Here is a 16,879-nt window from a genome sequence, read left to right on the forward strand (position 1 = left end):
CCCCACTTCGCCGGTGGGTAGCCGAAACTCACCCCACGTAGCGACGTGCCCTGGAACTCCGCTGAGCATCCTCCAGTGACACCAAGCCGGTCTCGACTACCGGCGGCACCACCTCGCGCTCCCGCAGCACCCACGGCAACCCGCGCATCGCCTCCAGGACCGCCCGTACCGTGGCGCCGTCCGGTGGGGCCGTGCGCAGGATCGCCGCCGTGCGGCGGGTGGCGCTGCGGACCGGGCGGCGCAGCCACAGTGTCCACAAGGTGTTGCGGATCCCGAGCTGGCGGCGCCGCCGCGCGTCCCGCACCGTCGACGGTGCGTGGTGGATGATCATCCGCTCGTCCCAGCACATCCACCAGCCCCGCGCGGCGAGGTCCAGCGCCAGCAGCTCCTCTTCACCGCCGAGCCACATGCGCGCCGAGAAGCCGCCCACCTCCGTGAAAGCGCTTACCCGGAAAGCGGTGAGCCCGGCCATCACCCCGAGCAGTGCGGGGCCGGGCAGCCAGTCCGGTCCCCGCACCGGCGAATCCCGCAGCTCCGGGGTGAGCGGATCCTCCTCGAGCCCCGGCTCCACCAGGCATTTGCCGGTCACCGAGGCGAGCCCCGGATACCTGTCGAGCACGTCGGCCGCGTAGTCGAGCGAACCGGGTTGCCACACGGTGTCGTCGTCGCAGAAGGCAACATGCGGCGTCCGCACCTGACGCACCGCGTGATTCCGTGCCACCGAGCCGAGATTGCGCTCCGCCCGGATCAGCTCGACCTGCGGGTACAGGCGCGCGACGGCGTCGGCCGTGCCGTCCTCCGATGCGTTGTCCACCAGGATGATCGGCGCCCCGTCCGGCAGTTTCGTCATATGTTCGAGCGTGCGCAGCAGCTGTTCCCGCCGATTGTGGGTGATCATCACCACGCTGATCCGGTTCACCGATGCGCCTTCCCTTCAAGCAGCCGAGCCTGGTGTTCGACGTCATCCGGCAACCGCCGCCGGTGCCGCAACGCGGTGGGCAGCCTGGCCAGCACCCCGGCGAGCACGGCCCGCGCCTCGGCGTCCCGCAACGCCTTCGCCGCCAGTGACGCGGTATCCGTGACGCAGCGCCGCAACGGCCGCCGCAGCCAGGTGATCAATGCGTTGTTCCGCCATTCCGCGCGGGTGCGCCAGGACGCGGGCGGACGCCGGGTGGATGGATGGTGATGGGCGCGGACCCGGTCGCAGTAACACAGTTGCCAGTCCCGCGCGGCGAGGTCCAGCGCCAGCAACCGTTCCTCCGCGCCAAAGTGGAGCAGCTCGCTGAACCCTCCCGCGTCGAGAAAGGCCTGCCGGCGAACCACCGCCGCGCAGGCGAGAAACCCGAGCACGGACGGCCCCGGCAGGTCCGGGGCCCGGCCCAGCGGACTGTCGGCCATCAACCCGTTCACCGGGTCATCCGTCCATTGTGGACCGACCAGGGTGCGGGCGGCGACCAGTCCGGCTCGGGGACACGAGTCGAGAACCGCTTCTGCCTCCCCCAAGGCGTCCTCGGCCCACCACGAATCGTCGTCGCTGAACGCGACATAGGGCGTCGACGCGGCGGCCACTCCCCTGTTCCTGGCGGCCGCGGCCAGATTGCGCGGCAACCGGATCACCCGCACCCCCGGAAAGGACCGCGCCACCTCGGCTGTGCCGTCGCCGGAGGCGTTGTCCACCACGATCACCGGCGGCGCGGACGGCAGCGAGGTCAGTTTTCCCAGACTACGGGCGAGTTCACCGGCGCGGTTCCGGGTCGCGATCACCACGGTGGTGCGGTTCACCGCACCATCTCCAGGAGCAGGTCGTCGATCAGGGTGCTGTCGGTTTCCACCCGCCGTGCCGCCACCCGCCCGCCGATCGAAAGACACCACTGCCACCAGTTATCCAGCAGCGCCCGGTGGCCCACATCGTGCGCCCCGACCAGCGCCGGCCAGCCGAGCGCGTCGGCCTGTGCGGTCACTTTCCCGCCGCCCTCGATCGGATCCACCGCCAGCACCGGCACCGAGGCCCGCAAGCCGAGCACCAGCCCGTGCAGGCGGGTCGTGACGATCACGTCGAATTTGTGCGCCAGCGCGAGAAACTGGTCGGGAGTGGCGCATTTGGACCAGTCCCCGATCGCGAGCCTGGTGTCCACCGGAATCCGCGCGCAGTCCAGGTGGCACAGCCAGGTCGTCAGCCGCGCGTGCACCTCGTCATGCCGGCGGAAAACTCCGTACTCGGGCTGCCCCGGCGCGAACACGACACCCGCCACCGGCGCGGTGTTCGCATTCGCGGTCGCCGACAGGTCGACGGCAGGCTCGGTGTCACCGTCTCTGGCGAACACCCGGTGGAACCCCGTAACCGCGGGGTCGCTCGCGTCGAGCACCGACACCCCGACGGCGATCCGGCGGCAGCCGGCGTAGCGCTCGTGCAGTCGCCGGACCTGTTTGCCGTGCGCCGGTCCGCAGACGAACACGACATGGGTGTAGTCGCCCGGCTCGGCATCGTCGAGCGACATCCCACCCGGGCGGAAGGCGGGACTCCACGCGGAATCGTGCGCCACCCCGGCCACGTTGAGCGCGTCGCACACTCGTCGCATGCTCAACACGTCCCCCGCTGTGGCCTCGCCGTCGTAGAAACTCGGCCAGCCCGTCACAAGCACGCGCATATCCCGCTCGTACCCGGCATGACACCGGTTCAACCCGATTGGTGCGGGTATTCGATCGGATGCCTCATACGATCAAACGCAGCCTGGTCACCGGCGGCGCCGGATTCCTGGGGTCGCACCTGTGCGAGCGGCTCCTCGCCGCCGGGGCCGAGGTGGACACACTCGACAATTTCGCCACGTCCTCTCCGGACACGGTCGCGCACCTGCTCGGCAAGCCCGGGTTCCGGTTGCTGGTGCGGGATGTCACCGAACCGCTCGGCGGCGAGCGGCACTACGACACCATCTTCCATCTGGCCTCCGCCGCCTCCCCGTCTGACTACCTCCGGTTACCCGTGGAGACGCTGCGTGCCGGATCGCGCGGCACCGAGCAGTTGCTGGAGCTGGCCGTGCACAGTGGCGCTCGGTTCGTGCTGGCTTCGACCAGCGAGGTCTACGGCGATCCGACCGAGCATCCTCAATCGGAAAGTTATTGGGGGCACGTGAATCCGGTCGGCCCGCGCAGCGTCTACGACGAAGCGAAACGGTTTGCCGAGGCGCTGACGATGGCGTATCGGCGGGAAAAGGGCGCCGACACGAGCATCGCGCGAATCTTCAACACCTATGGTCCGCGGATGCGTCCCTTCGACGGGCGGATGGTGCCCACGTTCATCCGCCAGGCGCTGGAAGGGGAACCGCTCACGATCGCGGGCACCGGTGAACAGACCCGGTCGCTGTGCTACGTCGACGACACGGTGCGGGGGCTGATCGCACTGGCCCGGCTGGGGCGTCCGGGTCCGGTGAACCTCGGGAATCCCCACGAGATCACCGTCGCGGAGCTGGCCGCGGAAATCGTGCGGATCACGGACAGTCCATCCCGGATGGACCATGTCGACGCCGCCATCGACGATCCGCGGCGGCGCTGTCCCGACATCACGCTCGCCCGCACCCAGCTCGGGTGGACTCCCAAGGTGGACCTCGCCGACGGGCTGCGCCGCACGGTCGCCTGGTTCACCGGTGTACTGCCCGAGCAGGAGTCGCTTCGTTGAGTGGCGACGTCCTGGGCTTTTCCGGGTAGCACCGTTTACAGCCAATTCCACCGGGTAGCGGTACGGAGAAGGACGGGTGACGGTCTTTCACCACGAACGGAGGGGTGCGACCGGTGCGAATTCTGGGGATCAACGCGGTGTTCCACGATCCTGCCGCCGCGCTCGTCGTGGACGGCGAAATCGTGGCGGCGGCCGAAGAGGAACGATTCAGCCGCCGCAAGCACGGTAAGCGCCCGGTGCCGTTTTCCGCTTGGGAGCTTCCGGAACGGTCGGCGGCCTGGTGCCTCGAGCGTGCCGGGATCCGACCTGACCAGCTCGACGCCGTGGGCTATTCCTACGATCCCGGACTGGTGGACCACACCCTCGGCGGCCTCGACGCCGGCAGCGAACACACCCGCACCGACTACGCCCGCCGCGCGCCCGCGTTCCTGAAAGCCGCGTTGCCCGGTCTCGATCCGGCGAAGGTGCGATTCGTCCGGCATCACGTTGCGCACGGTGCGTCCGCCGCGCTCGCCGCGCCGTTCGACGACCCCGCGGTGCTCGTCGCCGACGGGCGCGGGGAAAGCACTTCTTATCTCGCGGGCGAATACCGCGACGGCAAATTCGTCGAACTGGCTTCGCAGCGGCTTCCGCATTCCCTGGGGCTGCTGTATGAGGATCTGACGGAGCATCTGGGGTTTGCCCGGTCCAGCGACGAGTACAAAGTGATGGCGCTTGCCTCTTACGGGAAGCCGCGGTTTCTCCGTGAGTTCGCGGAACTGGCGCGAGTGACGCCGGATGGTGGATTTCATACCGAACCGGTCGATTGGGATTCCTTCGCCCCGGCCGGATCCGGCGGGGAATTCGATTCCGCGCAGGCCGATCTGGCCGCCAGTGTCCAGCGCAGACTCGAAGACGTGCTCCTGGAGCTGGCCCACTGGCTGCATCGGGAAACCGGGAACCCCAACCTGGCGATGGCCGGTGGCATCGCGCTGAACTGCGTCGCGAACACCCGGCTGCACGCCGAAGGACCATTCGACCGGATCTGGGTGCAACCGGCCGCGGGAGACGCCGGCACCGCACTTGGCGCCGCATTACAACTGGCCGCGGAATTCGGCGAACCGCGCACCCGGATGACGGGCGCCGATCTCGGTCGCGAATGGACGGACGACGAGCTCGAAAACGTGCTGCGGACAGCAAAACTACAGTACTCGCGCCCGGACGACCTGGCCGCCACGGTGGCGGGGGCGCTCGCGGACGACCGGATCGTGGCGTGGTTCTCCGGGCGCGCCGAGTTCGGGCCCCGTGCGCTCGGGTACCGTTCGCTGCTGGCGCACCCCGGGCACGCGGCCAATCTCGAACGCCTCAACGACGTCAAGGGCCGTGAGCAGTTTCGTCCGGTGGCGCCGATCGTGCTCGCCGACCGTGCCGCGCCGATCTTCGGGCGCGGCCCGCTGCCGAGTCCCTACATGCTGTTCGTGCACGACGTGGCGCCCGCCTGGCGCGACCGCCTCCCCGCGGTGACCCATGTGGACGGTACCGCGCGGGTGCAAACCGTGGCCCGCGAGGAAAATCCGGTGCTGGCGCAGATGCTGGCCGGTTTCGAGGCGAGGACCGGGCTTCCGGTCGTGGTGAACACCAGCCTCAACACCGCGGGCAGACCCATGGTCGACTCGCCGAGAGACGCGCTGGAATGTTTTGGTTCCGCGCCGATCGACCTGCTCGCCATCGGACCGTTCGTGGTGTGGCGATGACGGACTACAGCGTCGTCATCCCGACCACGGGCCGCGAAAGCCTGCGGGTGCTGCTGGAGGCCCTCGACGGTGCGGCCGGTCCGCCGCCCCTCGAGATCATCGTGGTCGACGACCGGCCGGGCACACCGGAACTGTCTTTGCCACCGTGCCGGGTGCCGCTCGAGGTGATCCACAGTGGAGGCCGCGGCCCGGCCGCCGCGCGGAATGCCGGCTGGCGTGCGGCCCGCGGTGACTGGATCGCCTTTCTCGACGACGATGTCGTGGTCGGTCCCGACTGGCCCGCCCGGCTCGCCGAGGATCTCGCCTCAGCCGACGAGCACACGGCGGCGTCGCAGGGCCGCATCACGGTCCCGCTGCCGCCGCGCCCGACCGATGACGAACGCGGCACCGCCGGCTTGGAGACAGCACGCTGGATCACCGCCGACATGGCCTACCGGCGCTCGGTCCTGGCGGCCGTCGGCGGATTCGACGAACGTTTCCCGAGTGCCTACCGGGAAGACGCGGACCTGGCGCTGCGGGTGTGCCTGGCGGGCCACGACATCGTGACCGGCTCCCGGCTCACCACGCATCCGGCGCGCCGGTCCGGTCCGCTGGCAAGCGTGCGGGCCCAGCGTGGAAACGCCGACAACGCCTTGCTGCGGCGGAAATTCGGCGCGCGCTGGCGGGCGCGGATCGGTGAGGGACCGGGTCGGGTGCGCCGGCACGCGGCGAGCACCGTGGCCGGGCTCAGCACTGTCCTTTTCGGACTTCTACGGCACCGCAAAGCCGCCGCCGTCGCCGGTGGTGTCTGGGCCGCGCTGACCGCCGGGTTCGCGGGAACGCGCATCGCCCCCGGCCCGCGCACGCCCGGGGAGATCGGCCGGATGCTGCTGACCAGCGTGCTGATCCCGCCGGCCGCATGCTGGCACCGGGTGCGTGGTGAGTTCGCACATCGCCGGGCCGGCGGGCCGCCGCTGGCGGTGCTGTTCGACCGCGACGACACCCTCATCGAGGACGTGCCATATCTGAACGACCCCGAGAAGGTCCGGCCGGTGCCCGGCGCCGTGGACCTGGTGCGGCGCCTGCGCACCGCCGGAGTCGGGGTCGGGGTCGTCAGTAACCAGTCGGGTGTCGCAAAAGGACTGATCAGTAGGGAGGAACTGGCCGCGGTCAACGCGCGGGTGGAGGAACTGCTCGGCCCGTTCGACACGTGGCAGGTCTGCGTGCACGACGAGGCGGATCGCTGTGCGTGCCGCAAACCCGCGCCCGGCCTGATCCGCGCCGCGGCGGCGGAACTGCGCGTTCCGGCGTCCCGGTGCGTGGTCATCGGGGACACCGGCGGCGACGTCGCGGCGGCCGAAACCGCTGGGGCACGGGGAATCCTGGTGCCGACGGCCCGGACCCGCCCGGAGGAAGCCGAGCGCGCGGCCACGGTCGCGCCGGATCTCGCCCACGCCGTCCGGCTCGCGATGGAGGTGCGGTGATGGGCGGAGTTCTGGTGGTACGCCTGGACAATATCGGTGACGTGCTGCTCGCCGGGCCGTGCGTGCGTGCCGTCGCGGCCGGCGGGGAGCCCGTCACGATGCTGGCGGGACCCCGCGGGCGGGCCGGAGCCGAACTCTTGCCCGGCATCGACGACGTGCTTACCTGGTGCGCGCCGTGGATCGACCCGGAGCCCGATCCAGTATCCACAGAGGACATCGACCTTTTCGTCCGGACCATCAGGGCACGGGAGTTCGATCGCGCACTGGTCCTCACCTCGTTCCACCAATCCGCATTACCGCTGGCCCTACTGTTACGCATGGCCGGAATTCCCTGGATCGGCGCGATTTCGGAAGACTATCCCGGTTCATTGCTCGACCTGCGGCATCGCGTGCACGGCGAACTGCCGGAGAGCGTACGCGCGCTCGCCCTCGCCATCGCCGCGGGTTACCGGCTCCCGGCCGGTGACGACGGCGGGCTCGCGATTCGCCGCCCGCTGCCGGATGTCCGGGCGCTGACCGGCGAAACCCCTTATGTGGTGGTCCATCCCGCCGCGTCGGCCCCCGCGCGCCGGCCCAGCACGGCACAGTCGGCGGCGATGGTGGCCGCGCTCGCCGCCGCCGGGCACCGCGTCCTGGTGACCGGCGGCAAAGCCGAATCCGGGCTCACGGCGGCGGTTTCCGGCCGGCACGGCACCGATCTCGGCGGCGCGACGACGCTGCCCGAACTCGCCGCCGTACTGGACGGCGCGTCGGTGGTGGTGGCGCCCAACACCGGGCCCGCGCATCTCGCCGCCGCCGTCGGCACGCCGGTGGTGTCGTTGTTCGCCCCGGTGGTGTCCGCCGCGCGGTGGGCGCCCTACCGGGTGCCGCGCGTGCTGCTCGGTGAGCAGTCCGCGCCGTGCCGCGACAGCCGGGCGAGGACGTGCCCGGTCGCCGGGCATCCCTGCCTGGACTCGATCGAGCCGGATGAGGTCGTCGCCGCGGCCGAGGAACTCATGAGCTGCCCGAGCACAGGAGGTTCATCGTGATCCGAGAACATTTCGCCGCCTTGAGCGACGCCGCGACCCGCACCGGTGCCGCGGCGCCGAAGATCTCCCAGTGGGGCCGGCATCTCGCGGCGGTGCTCGACGGCGGCGGCCGGTTGCTGGCCTGCGGCAACGGGGGCAGTGCCGCCGAAGCGCAGCATCTGACCGGAGAGCTTGTCGGCCGCTTCCGCCGTGAGCGGACCCCCTTCTCGGCGATCGCGCTGCACGCCGACACTTCGGCGCTGACTGCAATCGGCAATGACTACGGCGAAAACGAACTGTTCGCGCGCCAGGTAAGGGCGCATGGCAGGCGTGGTGACGTCCTTGTTTCGTTGTCCACCAGCGGGACGAGCGCGAACGTGGTCGCCGCCGCGAAGGCCGCGCAAGATCTCGGCGTCACCACCTGGGCGCTGACCGGGCCGTCGCCCAACCCGCTGGCCGCGTTGTGCGACGACGCGATCCCCGTGGAGGCCGCAAGCACCGCCACCGTGCAGGAAGTCCACTTGGCACTGGTGCACACGTTGTGCGCCTGCGTCGACGAGGCGCTCGGGGTACCGACGTGAACCCGCTGGTCGTGGTGGGAGACGCGATCCTGGATGTGGACGTCGAGGGCCGCGCGGACCGGCTGTGCCCGGAAGCGCCGGTCCCCGTGGTCGACGTGACCCGGCGCCGTTACCGGCCAGGGGGCGCCGGACTGGCCGCGCTGCTGGCGGCACAGTCCACATCGGACGTCGAACTCGTCGCCGCGCTCGGTGACGACGAAAGTGGCACGACCCTCGGAGAGTTGCTCTCGAGCCGGGTGCGGGTGCACCGCCTTCCCTTGCGGGGCAGCACGGTTCGCAAGACGCGGGTGCGTGCTGCCGGCCAGTCGATGCTCCGCGTGGACGACGGCGACGGCACCGCGGCGAACGAACCGCTGTCCGCCGAGGTGGTCGCCGCTGTTCGTGCCGCGGGCGCGATCCTCGTCGCCGACTACGGCCGTGGCGTGGCCGCGCATCCGGAACTGCGGCGCCTGCTGACCGAACTGGCCCGGCGCGTCCCCGTGGTGTGGGACCCGCATCCTCGTGGTCCCGAGCCGGTGCGCGGCGCCCAGCTGGTCACCCCGAATTCGGCGGAGGCCAAGGGATTCGCCCCGGCCTACACCGAACCGGCCGAACTGGCGAAGGTGCTGCGGGACGAGTGGGGCGCCGATTCGGTCGCGATCACCACCGGCGCCTCGGGAGCCTTGCTGGCCAACGGAAAACGCGTGAGTCAGGTCGAGGTCCCCGCCGGGCTCGGGAACACCGGGCACGACACGTGTGGCGCCGGGGACCGGTTCGCGTCCGCCGCCGCGGCGGCCCTGCTCGACGGGTACACGGTCGCGGAAGCGGTGGCGGCCGGGGTCGAAACGGCGGCGAGCTTCGTCGCCGACGGTGGCGCTTCGGCGCTTTCCCTGTCCCAGCCCGGACATCGCGCCCCGGCCACGCCGGCTTTCGAACTCGCGTCGCGCGTGCGCGGCTCCGGCGGCAGGCTCGTCGCCACCGGCGGGTGCTTCGATTTGGTGCACCCTGGGCATCTCACGCTGCTGCGGCGGGCACGTGAACTCGGTGACGCGCTCGTGGTGTGCCTCAACTCCGACGATTCGGTGCGCCGGCTCAAGGGTGAAGGCCGCCCGATCGTACCGGCTGCCGACCGGGCACGGTTGCTGGCCGAACTGTCCTGTGTGGACGCCGTGCTCACCTTCGACGAGACCTCCCCCGCCCGCCTGCTCGACCGGCTTCGACCGGACGTGTGGGTGAAAGGCGGTGACTACACCGAAGCCGAACTGCCCGAAAGCGAAGTGGTCCGGCGCCACGGCGGTGAGATCGTGCTGGTGCCTGCCGTTCCCGGGTATTCGACGACCAGGCTGATCGCGATCGCCCGCGGTCGGGAAGGAGAACGATGACAGCGCTGGGGAACATCCTGATCACCGGTGGCGCAAGCGGTCTCGGCGCGGCCGTGGCCGTCGCGGTAGCGGCCGAAGGCGGTACGCCGTATGTGATCGACCGCATACAACCTGAGGCGCCGGTGGAATTCGTCCCGGCGGATCTGGCCGACAGCACCGCCGCCGAAACCGCGGTCCGCGAACTCGCCGACCGCGCCGGCGGGCGGATCGACGGAGTGTTCACCGCCGCCGGGATCGACGCGTGCGGCCCGCTCGACGGAGTGTCCACACCGGACTGGGAGCGCGTGGTCAAGGTGAACCTGCTCGGCACCGCGGCCGTCGTGCGCGCGGCGCTGCCGTACCTGAAACAGTCCCATGGCACCGTGGTCACCTGCGGGTCCACCTTGGGGATCAAGGCGGTCGGTGACGCAACTGCCTACTGCGCTTCGAAATGGGGCACGGTCGGCTTCACCCGGGCGCTCGCCGCGGAAACCGCGGGCGCGGTCGGGGTGACGCTGCTGATTCCCGGCGGAATGGACACGGCGTTCTTCGACGGGCGCGACGAGCAATACAAGCCGCCGCCGGACGCGAAGCTCAACCGGCCCGGGGACGTCGCGCGGTCGGTCGTGTTCGCGCTGAGCCAGCCGCCCGGGTGCGAGGTGCGGGAGATGGTGGTCTGTGCCTCGGAGGAAGGGTCGTGGCCGTGACCGAGGCGGTACTGGTCCTGCGCGCGCTGGGGCTGGGTGATTTGCTCACCGCGGTGCCCGCGCTGCGCGCCCTGCACCGGGCTCGCCCGGACGCGCGGCTTGTGCTGGCCGCACCGGAAGGGCTGCGCGATGTCGTGGAGTTGATCGACGCCGTCGACGAACTGTTGCCGACCGGCGGTCTCGGTGCGCTGGACTGGCCGGGCGAGCCGCCGTCGCTGGCGGTGAACCTGCACGGGTCCGGCCCGGAAAGCATCCGCGATCTGCTCGAGGGGCACCCGCGCGAACTGCTCACCCACCGGCATCCGGCGTTTCCGGACCAGGTGGGTCTGGAATGGCGGGCGGACGTGCACGAGATCGACCGCTGGTGCCGCCTGCTCGAATACGGTGGAATCCAGGCCGATCGCGACGATTTCCGGTTGCCCGAGCCACCCGGGCCCGCGGAGATCGCCGGCGCTGTGGTGATCCATCCGGGCGCCGCCTACGCCGCGCGACGGTGGCCGCCGGAGCGGTATGCCGTGGTGGCCGGGGAACTCGCGGCGGCGGGTCAGGACGTGGTGGTGACCGGTACGGCCGCGGAACTGCCGCTGGCACAAGAGGTCGCCGACCGGGCCGGACTGCCCGCGTCGGCCGTGCTCGCGGGCCGCACCGGACTGGCCGAGCTCGCCGCGCTGGTCGCCGCGGCCAGGCTCGTGGTATGCGGGGATACCGGCGTCGGGCATGTGGCGACCGCGTTCGGCACGCCGTCGGTGCTGCTGTTCGGGCCCACCCCGCCACGGCTGTGGGGACCGCCGCCCGGCGACGGCCGGCATGTGGCGTTGTGGGTCGGGGATGTCGGTGATCCCCATGCCGGCAAGCCGGATTCGGGGCTGCTCATGCTCCAGCCCGATCGGGTGCTGACGGCGGCCACGGGGCTGCTGCGGGAGAAGGTGGCTCATGGGTAACCGCGTCGGCGTGGTGGGTGCGGGTTACGTCGGGTTGACGACGGCCGCGTGTCTCGCCCACCTCGGCCACCACGTGACCTGTGCGGACAATGATCAGTCCAAAGTGGAGGAATGCGCCGGCGGCGAAATCCCGATCGCGGAACCCGGGCTGCGCGGGCTGGTCCGGGACGGGCTCGCCGAGGAACGGCTGGCGTTCACCACGGACCTCGCCGCGCTGGATCAGTCCGATGTGGTGCTGCTGTGCCTGCCCACCCCCACCGGCCCGGACGGCACCGCCGATCTGAGCGTGGTGGAGACCGTCCTGGGCTCGTTGCGCGAGGTCCTGCCGCCCGGTTGCGTGCTCGTCACCAAGTCCACCGTCCCGGTCGGAACGGCCGCACGGCTGCCCCGGTTGCTGGGGCGTGACGACATCCCGGTGGTGAGCAATCCGGAGTTCCTCAGTGAGGGCACGGCCGTCGCCGATTTCCTCGAACCGGACCGGGTCGTGATCGGTTCCGCTCCGGAACATCGCGAGGCCGCGGACCGGGTCGCCGGGCTTTACGCGGGGCTCGACGCACCCGTGATCCGCACCAGTGCGAAGAGTGCCGAGCTGGCGAAGTACGCCAGCAACGCGTTTCTCGCGGTCAAACTGTCCTATGTGAACACTCTGGCCGAGCTGTGTGAGCACCTCGGTGCCGAGATCGGCGAGGTCACCATGACCATGGGGCTCGACGAGCGTATCGGCCCCGATTTCCTCGCCGCCGGGCCGGGCTGGGGCGGTTCGTGCCTGCCGAAGGACACCAGCGCGCTGCTCGGTATCGCCGAGGGCGCCGGAGTGGATTTGCCGCTGGTGCGGGACGCGGTCGCGGTGAACGCCCGCCAGGCCGCGGCGATGCTCCGCAAGATCCGCATCGCGGCGACCGGTACGCCGGACGGTTCCCTGTCGGGGGCCCGGATCGGCTTGCTGGGCTTGGCTTTCAAGGCCGGCACCGGAGATCTCCGGGACTCCCCCGCGCTCGGCATCGCCGCGGAACTGGCGGCACAGGGCGCGGAGCTCACCGCCCACGACCCCCAGGTCCCGGACGGACCCGGCTGGCTCACCTCGACCGGAAACCCTTACCAGGTCGCGAATCGCGCGGACGCCGTCGTGGTACTCACCGAGTGGCCGCAGTTCCGCGAGCTCGACTGGTTCCGGATGGCCGCCGCCGCACGCCGTCCCGTCGTGGTCGACACGAGGAACCTGCTGGACGACAAGATTTTGGCGGGCACGGGCATGCGCCGCATCGGTGTCGGCGCCGCGAAGGGGGAAGAAGCGGGTCGGATGTTCTGCAGCAGTCCACCATCCACCCGCAGCACGGAGCCGGTGACGTACTGTGCCGTTCGTTACCAATCCGACGGCAGCTACGGCGGAAACGGGTGTCTACAAGCAGATCGGCTGGGGACCGTGTCCGCCTACTTTCGGCCGGATTGGTAACTCGCCCGGTCGCTGGCCAGGAACGTGACCAGATCGGCGAATTCCCGTGGCTCACCATCGCGGCCCGCCGGGATGGGCGCGATGCTCTCGGCGCTGACGTCGCCTTGGTCACGGCCTTCACGCGCCGCTTTCGCACTGTTCAGGCGACGAACGCCTGCGCGGTGATTTCGAACCGGACACCGGGCCGCAACCCGGCGGTGACCGTGGTGCGGGCGGGGTAAGCCCGGTGAAGTAGTCGCGGTAGAGCGCGTTCATCCGTTCGAAGTCCGCACCGTCAGCCAGGTGGACCGTGACCGAGACGACGTCCTCCGCGGTGGCACCCGCGGCGTCGAGCACGGGCGGCAACGAGCCGTCCGGCGGACGCCGGGCGGGTCGAAGGCTTTGCGTGTCATACGTTCCTCACAAAAAAGTCAGCACCGCGTCGACGACACGGGCGTCGTCGTCGATCACCGGCAGCAGCTTTACCTTGTCGAAAGCGGTGCACGGATGGGACAGTCCAAACGCCGGGTTCAAGGTCGTCTGCCTCGAGCAGGGCGGCTGGGTCAACCCCACGACTATCCGGCGAACCGGCCGGAATGGGAGCTGCTGGTGCAGCGGCAGTGGTCGCGCAATCCCAACGAGCGGTACCGGAGGACTGACGATGACCCTCGCCGAAATGCGGCGCATGAAGCCGACCGACGCCGCCTATCAGAGCAGCAACGGCGCGCTGGATGTCGACGAGGAGTGGTCGTAGGTCGAGACGTGCGCCGCCTGCAGCTGGCGGGTCTTGGCCGCCCACATCCGCTCGCGGGGGTTGTGCCGGTTCCAGATGTTCAGATCGCCCACCTGCGTGGCTGTGGTCGACGGGGACGGCGACCGCGTGCACGATCTGCTCGGCAGCCGGTGCGACCCCTGCACCAACCGGCTGCGGTCCGGAGAGGACTTCGATGTCCACTGTCGCTCGAACCTGACCCGGGCGGTCCCTGCCCCATGGGCTGACCGAGTTCGACGTGCCCGGGTGGTGACCTCTCGATCCGGCAGTGGGGGCCGGAAGCACGCGATCCGCTCGAGACGTACCGGCCGATCACCATCGAAGTCCGGCGCCCCGCAACGGAAAACCTCGCCGGCTGGACCTTCCCCGAGCCGTCGTCGTATGCCGGAGGCCGCGGGATGGCATGCCGCACTGGCCGACGGGCCCCGCTGAGTGATCGCCGGCCGCGTGCCGCCCACTCGGGACGGCACGCGGCCGGCGGGGATCAGCTGCGCAGGTACTTGAGTGTGTTGGCCAGCGAGTCCGACCACGGGGACGCGAGGTCCAGCCGCCGCAGTTCGTCGGCGTGCTGCACGGCGGCCAGCTCCGCCATCAGCCGGGCGCGCATCCGGTCGTCGTGCGCGGCGTTCGCGGAACGCAGCGCGCGGGCGAGCCGGACCTTGCGGAACGGCGTCATCCACGACGCGCGAGCCAGGTGCGCGGCGCGGCGGGCGGCGCGGTCACGAGTGCGAGCCAGCGCGTCACGCTCGTCGTCGCCGAGACCGAGGCGCGAGAGGAACCGCTCTTTGAGCTCGCGGCTGACCCGGCTCCAGGTGGTGACCCGGGTGCGGCGGTGCCGCAGTTCGATGCCGAGTGCCAGGTGCAGCATCACCACGCCGAGCACCGGGCCCAGGGTGACCCGCGCCAGGCCCGACACCGGGCCGGCGAGGTCGAAGGCCATGTAGCCGGAGGCGAAGCACAACGCCCACAGGATCAGCCGGGCCGGCCCGGGTTTCCCGCTGGCGCTGCGAATTCCGGCGCGCATCGCGAACCCGCACGCGATCAGGGCGACCTCGACCACGGCGAACATGGCGGCCCGCTCGTAGATGCTGGTGATGCCGAGCTTGATCCCGAAGAACCGCCACGAGGTGTCCACCGAGACCAGCAGGGACATCAGCGCGACGAGGTAGAAACCGCGCGAACCCTCCGGAGTCGACCTCCTCTTGGTCGCGGTCGTGGTCTTCGGCGGGGCCGGCGTGGTTTCCGCCGCTTGCTTCTCGGCGGCGGCGCTCTCCTCGGCCGCACGGCGGTTGTCCAGCTCGGTCAGCAGCTCCGCGGACAGCCGGGGCAGGTCGCCGGTGTCACCGAGGCCACGCTCGGTCCGCCACTTGTCGACCTGCGTGGCGACGTAGGCACGTTCGCGCTTGGGGTTGGTCACCACGCCGTAGGTCATCAGGAACGCGATCACATCCGACGTCGACGGCTGGCCCAAGGCCTCGCAGGCGTAACGGATCTTCTCGTCCATGGTCTTCAACATGACCAGCCGGGCGGCGTGGGCCGCGCTGCTGAGAACGTCCGTCGAAGCCGCCTGCTGCTCGCTCTCGGTATCCATGTAGTTCCCTTGCTCAAGATCTCTCGGCGGTGGGGGTCGCGAGCATAGCGGGTGACACCCGGCCGGGTGACAACCGCCCTGGTTCCGTTACCGGAAATCGCCCCCGGCGACCTGCTCGGTCACGATTTCTGGACGGCGCCGGTGAGGACCAGATCGGCGATCATCCGGCCCACCGCGGGCAGGAACTTGAAGCCCTCGCCGGTGAATCCGGCGGCCCGCACCACCGGCCCGCGCCGGTCGAGGACGAACCGCGTCCCGGTCTCCGTCCGGTACCGCTGCCCCGCGGCGGGGTCGGCGCCGGGCAACCAGCAGCGCGCGTACCTGGCCGGATCGTCACCGGCGCGGGCTGAGACGCCATCGCCCGCGGGCGCCCCGGCGGCGATGAGGCCTGTCGTGTCGTAGTGCGCGAAGACCGGCCACGCCAACCCACCGCGGACCGGTGCGAACCGCACGCAGGTGGCGGTCCGCACGGGTGCACTCGCCGCCACCACCGCCCGTCGCGCCCGGTAACACCCCTCGCTCGTGTGCACCAGGACCGCGTCGGCACGGCCGTACTCGACGGCGGTCACCGAGCCGGACCGCACCGCCGCCCCTTCGGCCGCGGCGGCGGTGCGCAGCGCGGTGACGGCGGCGTCCGCGTCGAGGCACCCGGCGAGCGGGTGGAAGAAGATCCTTTCCTCGTACCGGATCCCGGGCCAGCGCTCGACGGCTTCCCCGGCGGGCAGCCAGCGACCCGGCTTGCCCGCGAGGTCCGCGGCCCAGGCCAGCAGATCCAGTTCCGCGCCGCGGCCGTGCGCGATTTCCCCGGTGAGCCGCAGCAGCCGGGTGCCGGTGCCCTGTTCCAGCTCGCGCCACAGCGACAAGGCTTGCAGCGCAAGGAAAACATCGGTCATATCGGCATGCGCCACCCGGAACACGGCGGTGTCGTCCGCACCGGGTGCCGCGTCGTCGAGCACCAGGACGTCGGCTCCCCGGGACGCCATCCGCCACGCGGCGGCACACCCGGCAGGCCCGGCGCCGGCCACCACCACGTCCACGTCCCGGTCCGGCACAGCCATCCCCCTCACCGCGCGGCCGGTAGTCCACTGTGGACACACGGCGCCCGCGCGGGCTCCACGATGCTGCGGACCTGGTGAAAAGTCCACGCGTTCCGGATGGTGGTCCTCCACAATGGAGCGGCCCCGGCGGCTCCCGCACCGGTTTCACCCATTTGGAGTCGCCCGCGCCGGCGACGGATCAGGCGTGTGTCAGCGCTTCGTCCACCGTGCGCGACACCGTGAGCGTGGCGTCAAGGCCGGTGACCTTGATCGAGCGCAGCACCGGCCGTGCCGAGCTGACGATGCGCAGGGTGATCCCGTGCTCGTCGCACCACGCCTGCTCCTGGACCAGCACGACGAGGCCGGCCGCGCCCAGGAATTCGACGGCGTTGAGGTCGGCGATCACGGGCCCCGGCGGGACTGCGCTTCGCGCGGTGGCCCGCAGTCCCTCGGAAAAGGTGTCCGCAGTGGTCATGTCGATGTCCCCCAAGACGCGCAGGACCGTGGGGCGACCGTCGTCGCGAAGCAACCGCAGCAGCTCGGTCGAGTTCGGCTGCGTTCCCGGCAATCCAGGTGTGTAACACATCGTTCAGCCCTCCCGC

17 protein-coding genes are annotated in these 16,879 nt (G+C 70.7%); 9 read left to right on the top strand and 8 right to left on the bottom strand.

Annotation, left to right across the window (positions count from 1 at the left end; genetic code table 11):
- Positions 1 to 28: 28 nt before the first annotated feature.
- Genes GKO32_RS05220 through GKO32_RS05230 form a run of 3 tightly spaced genes read right to left on the bottom strand, consistent with a single transcriptional unit; the run spans position 29 to position 2,648 of the window.
- Positions 29 to 919 (bottom strand): glycosyltransferase family 2 protein, encoded by an 891-nt coding sequence (locus GKO32_RS05220; protein WP_312867503.1) that lies wholly within the window; start codon positions 917 to 919, stop codon positions 29 to 31.
- On the bottom strand, positions 916 to 1,782 hold the full coding sequence (locus tag GKO32_RS05225) for a glycosyltransferase family 2 protein (protein WP_312867504.1): 867 nt from the start codon (positions 1,780 to 1,782) through the stop codon (positions 916 to 918). The genes GKO32_RS05220 and GKO32_RS05225 overlap by 4 nt, the downstream gene beginning before the upstream one ends.
- The gene (locus GKO32_RS05230) at positions 1,779 to 2,648 is read right to left on the bottom strand and encodes a polysaccharide pyruvyl transferase family protein (RefSeq protein ID WP_154755624.1); all 870 of its coding nucleotides are present in this window, start codon (positions 2,646 to 2,648) and stop codon (positions 1,779 to 1,781) included. The genes GKO32_RS05225 and GKO32_RS05230 overlap by 4 nt, the downstream gene beginning before the upstream one ends.
- Before the next feature lie 59 nt (positions 2,649 to 2,707).
- On the opposite strand from GKO32_RS05230, the gene GKO32_RS05235 reads away from it, so the two are divergent.
- From GKO32_RS05235 to GKO32_RS05275, 9 genes are all read left to right on the top strand, one after another.
- Positions 2,708 to 3,673, top strand: coding sequence for a UDP-glucuronic acid decarboxylase family protein (locus tag GKO32_RS05235; protein ID WP_154755625.1), 966 nt, complete (start codon positions 2,708 to 2,710; stop codon positions 3,671 to 3,673).
- Positions 3,674 to 3,786: 113 nt separating this feature from the next.
- Positions 3,787 to 5,406 (top strand): carbamoyltransferase family protein, encoded by a 1,620-nt coding sequence (locus tag GKO32_RS05240; protein WP_312867505.1) that lies wholly within the window; start codon positions 3,787 to 3,789, stop codon positions 5,404 to 5,406.
- Entirely contained in the window at positions 5,403 to 6,869 is a 1,467-nt protein-coding gene (locus GKO32_RS05245; RefSeq protein ID WP_154755626.1) for an HAD-IIIA family hydrolase, read from the top strand. Before GKO32_RS05240 ends, GKO32_RS05245 begins: the two co-directional genes overlap by 4 nt.
- The gene (locus GKO32_RS05250; protein ID WP_312867506.1) at positions 6,866 to 7,897 is read left to right on the top strand and encodes a glycosyltransferase family 9 protein; all 1,032 of its coding nucleotides are present in this window, start codon (positions 6,866 to 6,868) and stop codon (positions 7,895 to 7,897) included. The genes GKO32_RS05245 and GKO32_RS05250 overlap by 4 nt, the downstream gene beginning before the upstream one ends.
- Entirely contained in the window at positions 7,894 to 8,457 is a 564-nt protein-coding gene (locus GKO32_RS05255; protein WP_312867507.1) for a D-sedoheptulose-7-phosphate isomerase, read from the top strand. The genes GKO32_RS05250 and GKO32_RS05255 overlap by 4 nt, the downstream gene beginning before the upstream one ends.
- The gene (locus GKO32_RS05260; RefSeq protein ID WP_312867508.1) at positions 8,454 to 9,818 is read left to right on the top strand and encodes a PfkB family carbohydrate kinase; all 1,365 of its coding nucleotides are present in this window, start codon (positions 8,454 to 8,456) and stop codon (positions 9,816 to 9,818) included. Before GKO32_RS05255 ends, GKO32_RS05260 begins: the two co-directional genes overlap by 4 nt.
- Complete coding sequence (locus GKO32_RS05265; protein ID WP_154755629.1) at positions 9,815 to 10,504, top strand: SDR family oxidoreductase; 690 nt, start codon at positions 9,815 to 9,817, stop codon at positions 10,502 to 10,504. The genes GKO32_RS05260 and GKO32_RS05265 overlap by 4 nt, the downstream gene beginning before the upstream one ends.
- Positions 10,495 to 11,445 carry a glycosyltransferase family 9 protein gene (locus GKO32_RS05270; protein WP_312867509.1) on the top strand — a complete coding sequence of 317 codons (951 nt, stop codon included), beginning with the start codon at positions 10,495 to 10,497 and terminating at the stop codon, positions 11,443 to 11,445. Before GKO32_RS05265 ends, GKO32_RS05270 begins: the two co-directional genes overlap by 10 nt.
- A complete protein-coding gene (locus GKO32_RS05275) occupies positions 11,438 to 12,898 on the top strand; it encodes a UDP-glucose dehydrogenase family protein (RefSeq protein WP_154755630.1) in 1,461 nt (486 codons plus the stop codon). The genes GKO32_RS05270 and GKO32_RS05275 overlap by 8 nt, the downstream gene beginning before the upstream one ends.
- Positions 12,899 to 13,015: 117 nt before the next feature.
- Here the strand turns inward: GKO32_RS05275 and GKO32_RS05280 are convergent, their stop codons facing one another.
- From GKO32_RS05280 to GKO32_RS05305, 5 genes are all read right to left on the bottom strand, one after another.
- On the bottom strand, positions 13,016 to 13,234 hold the full coding sequence (locus GKO32_RS05280) for a RidA family protein (protein ID WP_312867532.1): 219 nt from the start codon (positions 13,232 to 13,234) through the stop codon (positions 13,016 to 13,018).
- Between the two features lie 351 nt (positions 13,235 to 13,585).
- Complete coding sequence (locus GKO32_RS37895) at positions 13,586 to 13,723, bottom strand: DUF1989 domain-containing protein (protein ID WP_166459380.1); 138 nt, start codon at positions 13,721 to 13,723, stop codon at positions 13,586 to 13,588.
- 410 nt (positions 13,724 to 14,133) lie between these two features.
- Positions 14,134 to 15,240, bottom strand: coding sequence for a hypothetical protein (locus tag GKO32_RS05295; RefSeq protein WP_154755632.1), 1,107 nt, complete (start codon positions 15,238 to 15,240; stop codon positions 14,134 to 14,136).
- 119 nt (positions 15,241 to 15,359) lie between these two features.
- Positions 15,360 to 16,298 carry an FAD-dependent oxidoreductase gene (locus tag GKO32_RS05300; RefSeq protein WP_154755633.1) on the bottom strand — a complete coding sequence of 313 codons (939 nt, stop codon included), beginning with the start codon at positions 16,296 to 16,298 and terminating at the stop codon, positions 15,360 to 15,362.
- 178 nt (positions 16,299 to 16,476) lie between these two features.
- Positions 16,477 to 16,845, bottom strand: a complete 369-nt coding sequence (locus tag GKO32_RS05305; protein WP_166459391.1) for an anti-sigma factor antagonist — start codon at positions 16,843 to 16,845, stop codon at positions 16,477 to 16,479.
- Between the last annotated feature and the right edge of the window lie 34 nt (positions 16,846 to 16,879).

It is taken from the genome of Amycolatopsis pithecellobii, from assembly GCF_009707865.1.
Lineage (GTDB): Bacteria > Actinomycetota > Actinomycetes > Mycobacteriales > Pseudonocardiaceae > Amycolatopsis_E > Amycolatopsis_E pithecellobii.

Coding starts and splice junctions, on each gene's coding strand:
- GKO32_RS05230 (WP_154755624.1), bottom strand. CDS start 2,648: ATGCGCGTGCTTGTGACGGGCTGGCCGAGTTTCTACGACGGCGAGGCC.
- GKO32_RS05235 (WP_154755625.1), top strand. CDS start 2,708: ATGCCTCATACGATCAAACGCAGCCTGGTCACCGGCGGCGCCGGATTC.
- GKO32_RS05245 (WP_154755626.1), top strand. CDS start 5,403: ATGACGGACTACAGCGTCGTCATCCCGACCACGGGCCGCGAAAGCCTG.
- GKO32_RS05265 (WP_154755629.1), top strand. CDS start 9,815: ATGACAGCGCTGGGGAACATCCTGATCACCGGTGGCGCAAGCGGTCTC.
- GKO32_RS05275 (WP_154755630.1), top strand. CDS start 11,438: ATGGGTAACCGCGTCGGCGTGGTGGGTGCGGGTTACGTCGGGTTGACG.
- GKO32_RS05295 (WP_154755632.1), bottom strand. CDS start 15,240: ATGGATACCGAGAGCGAGCAGCAGGCGGCTTCGACGGACGTTCTCAGC.
- GKO32_RS05300 (WP_154755633.1), bottom strand. CDS start 16,298: ATGGCTGTGCCGGACCGGGACGTGGACGTGGTGGTGGCCGGCGCCGGG.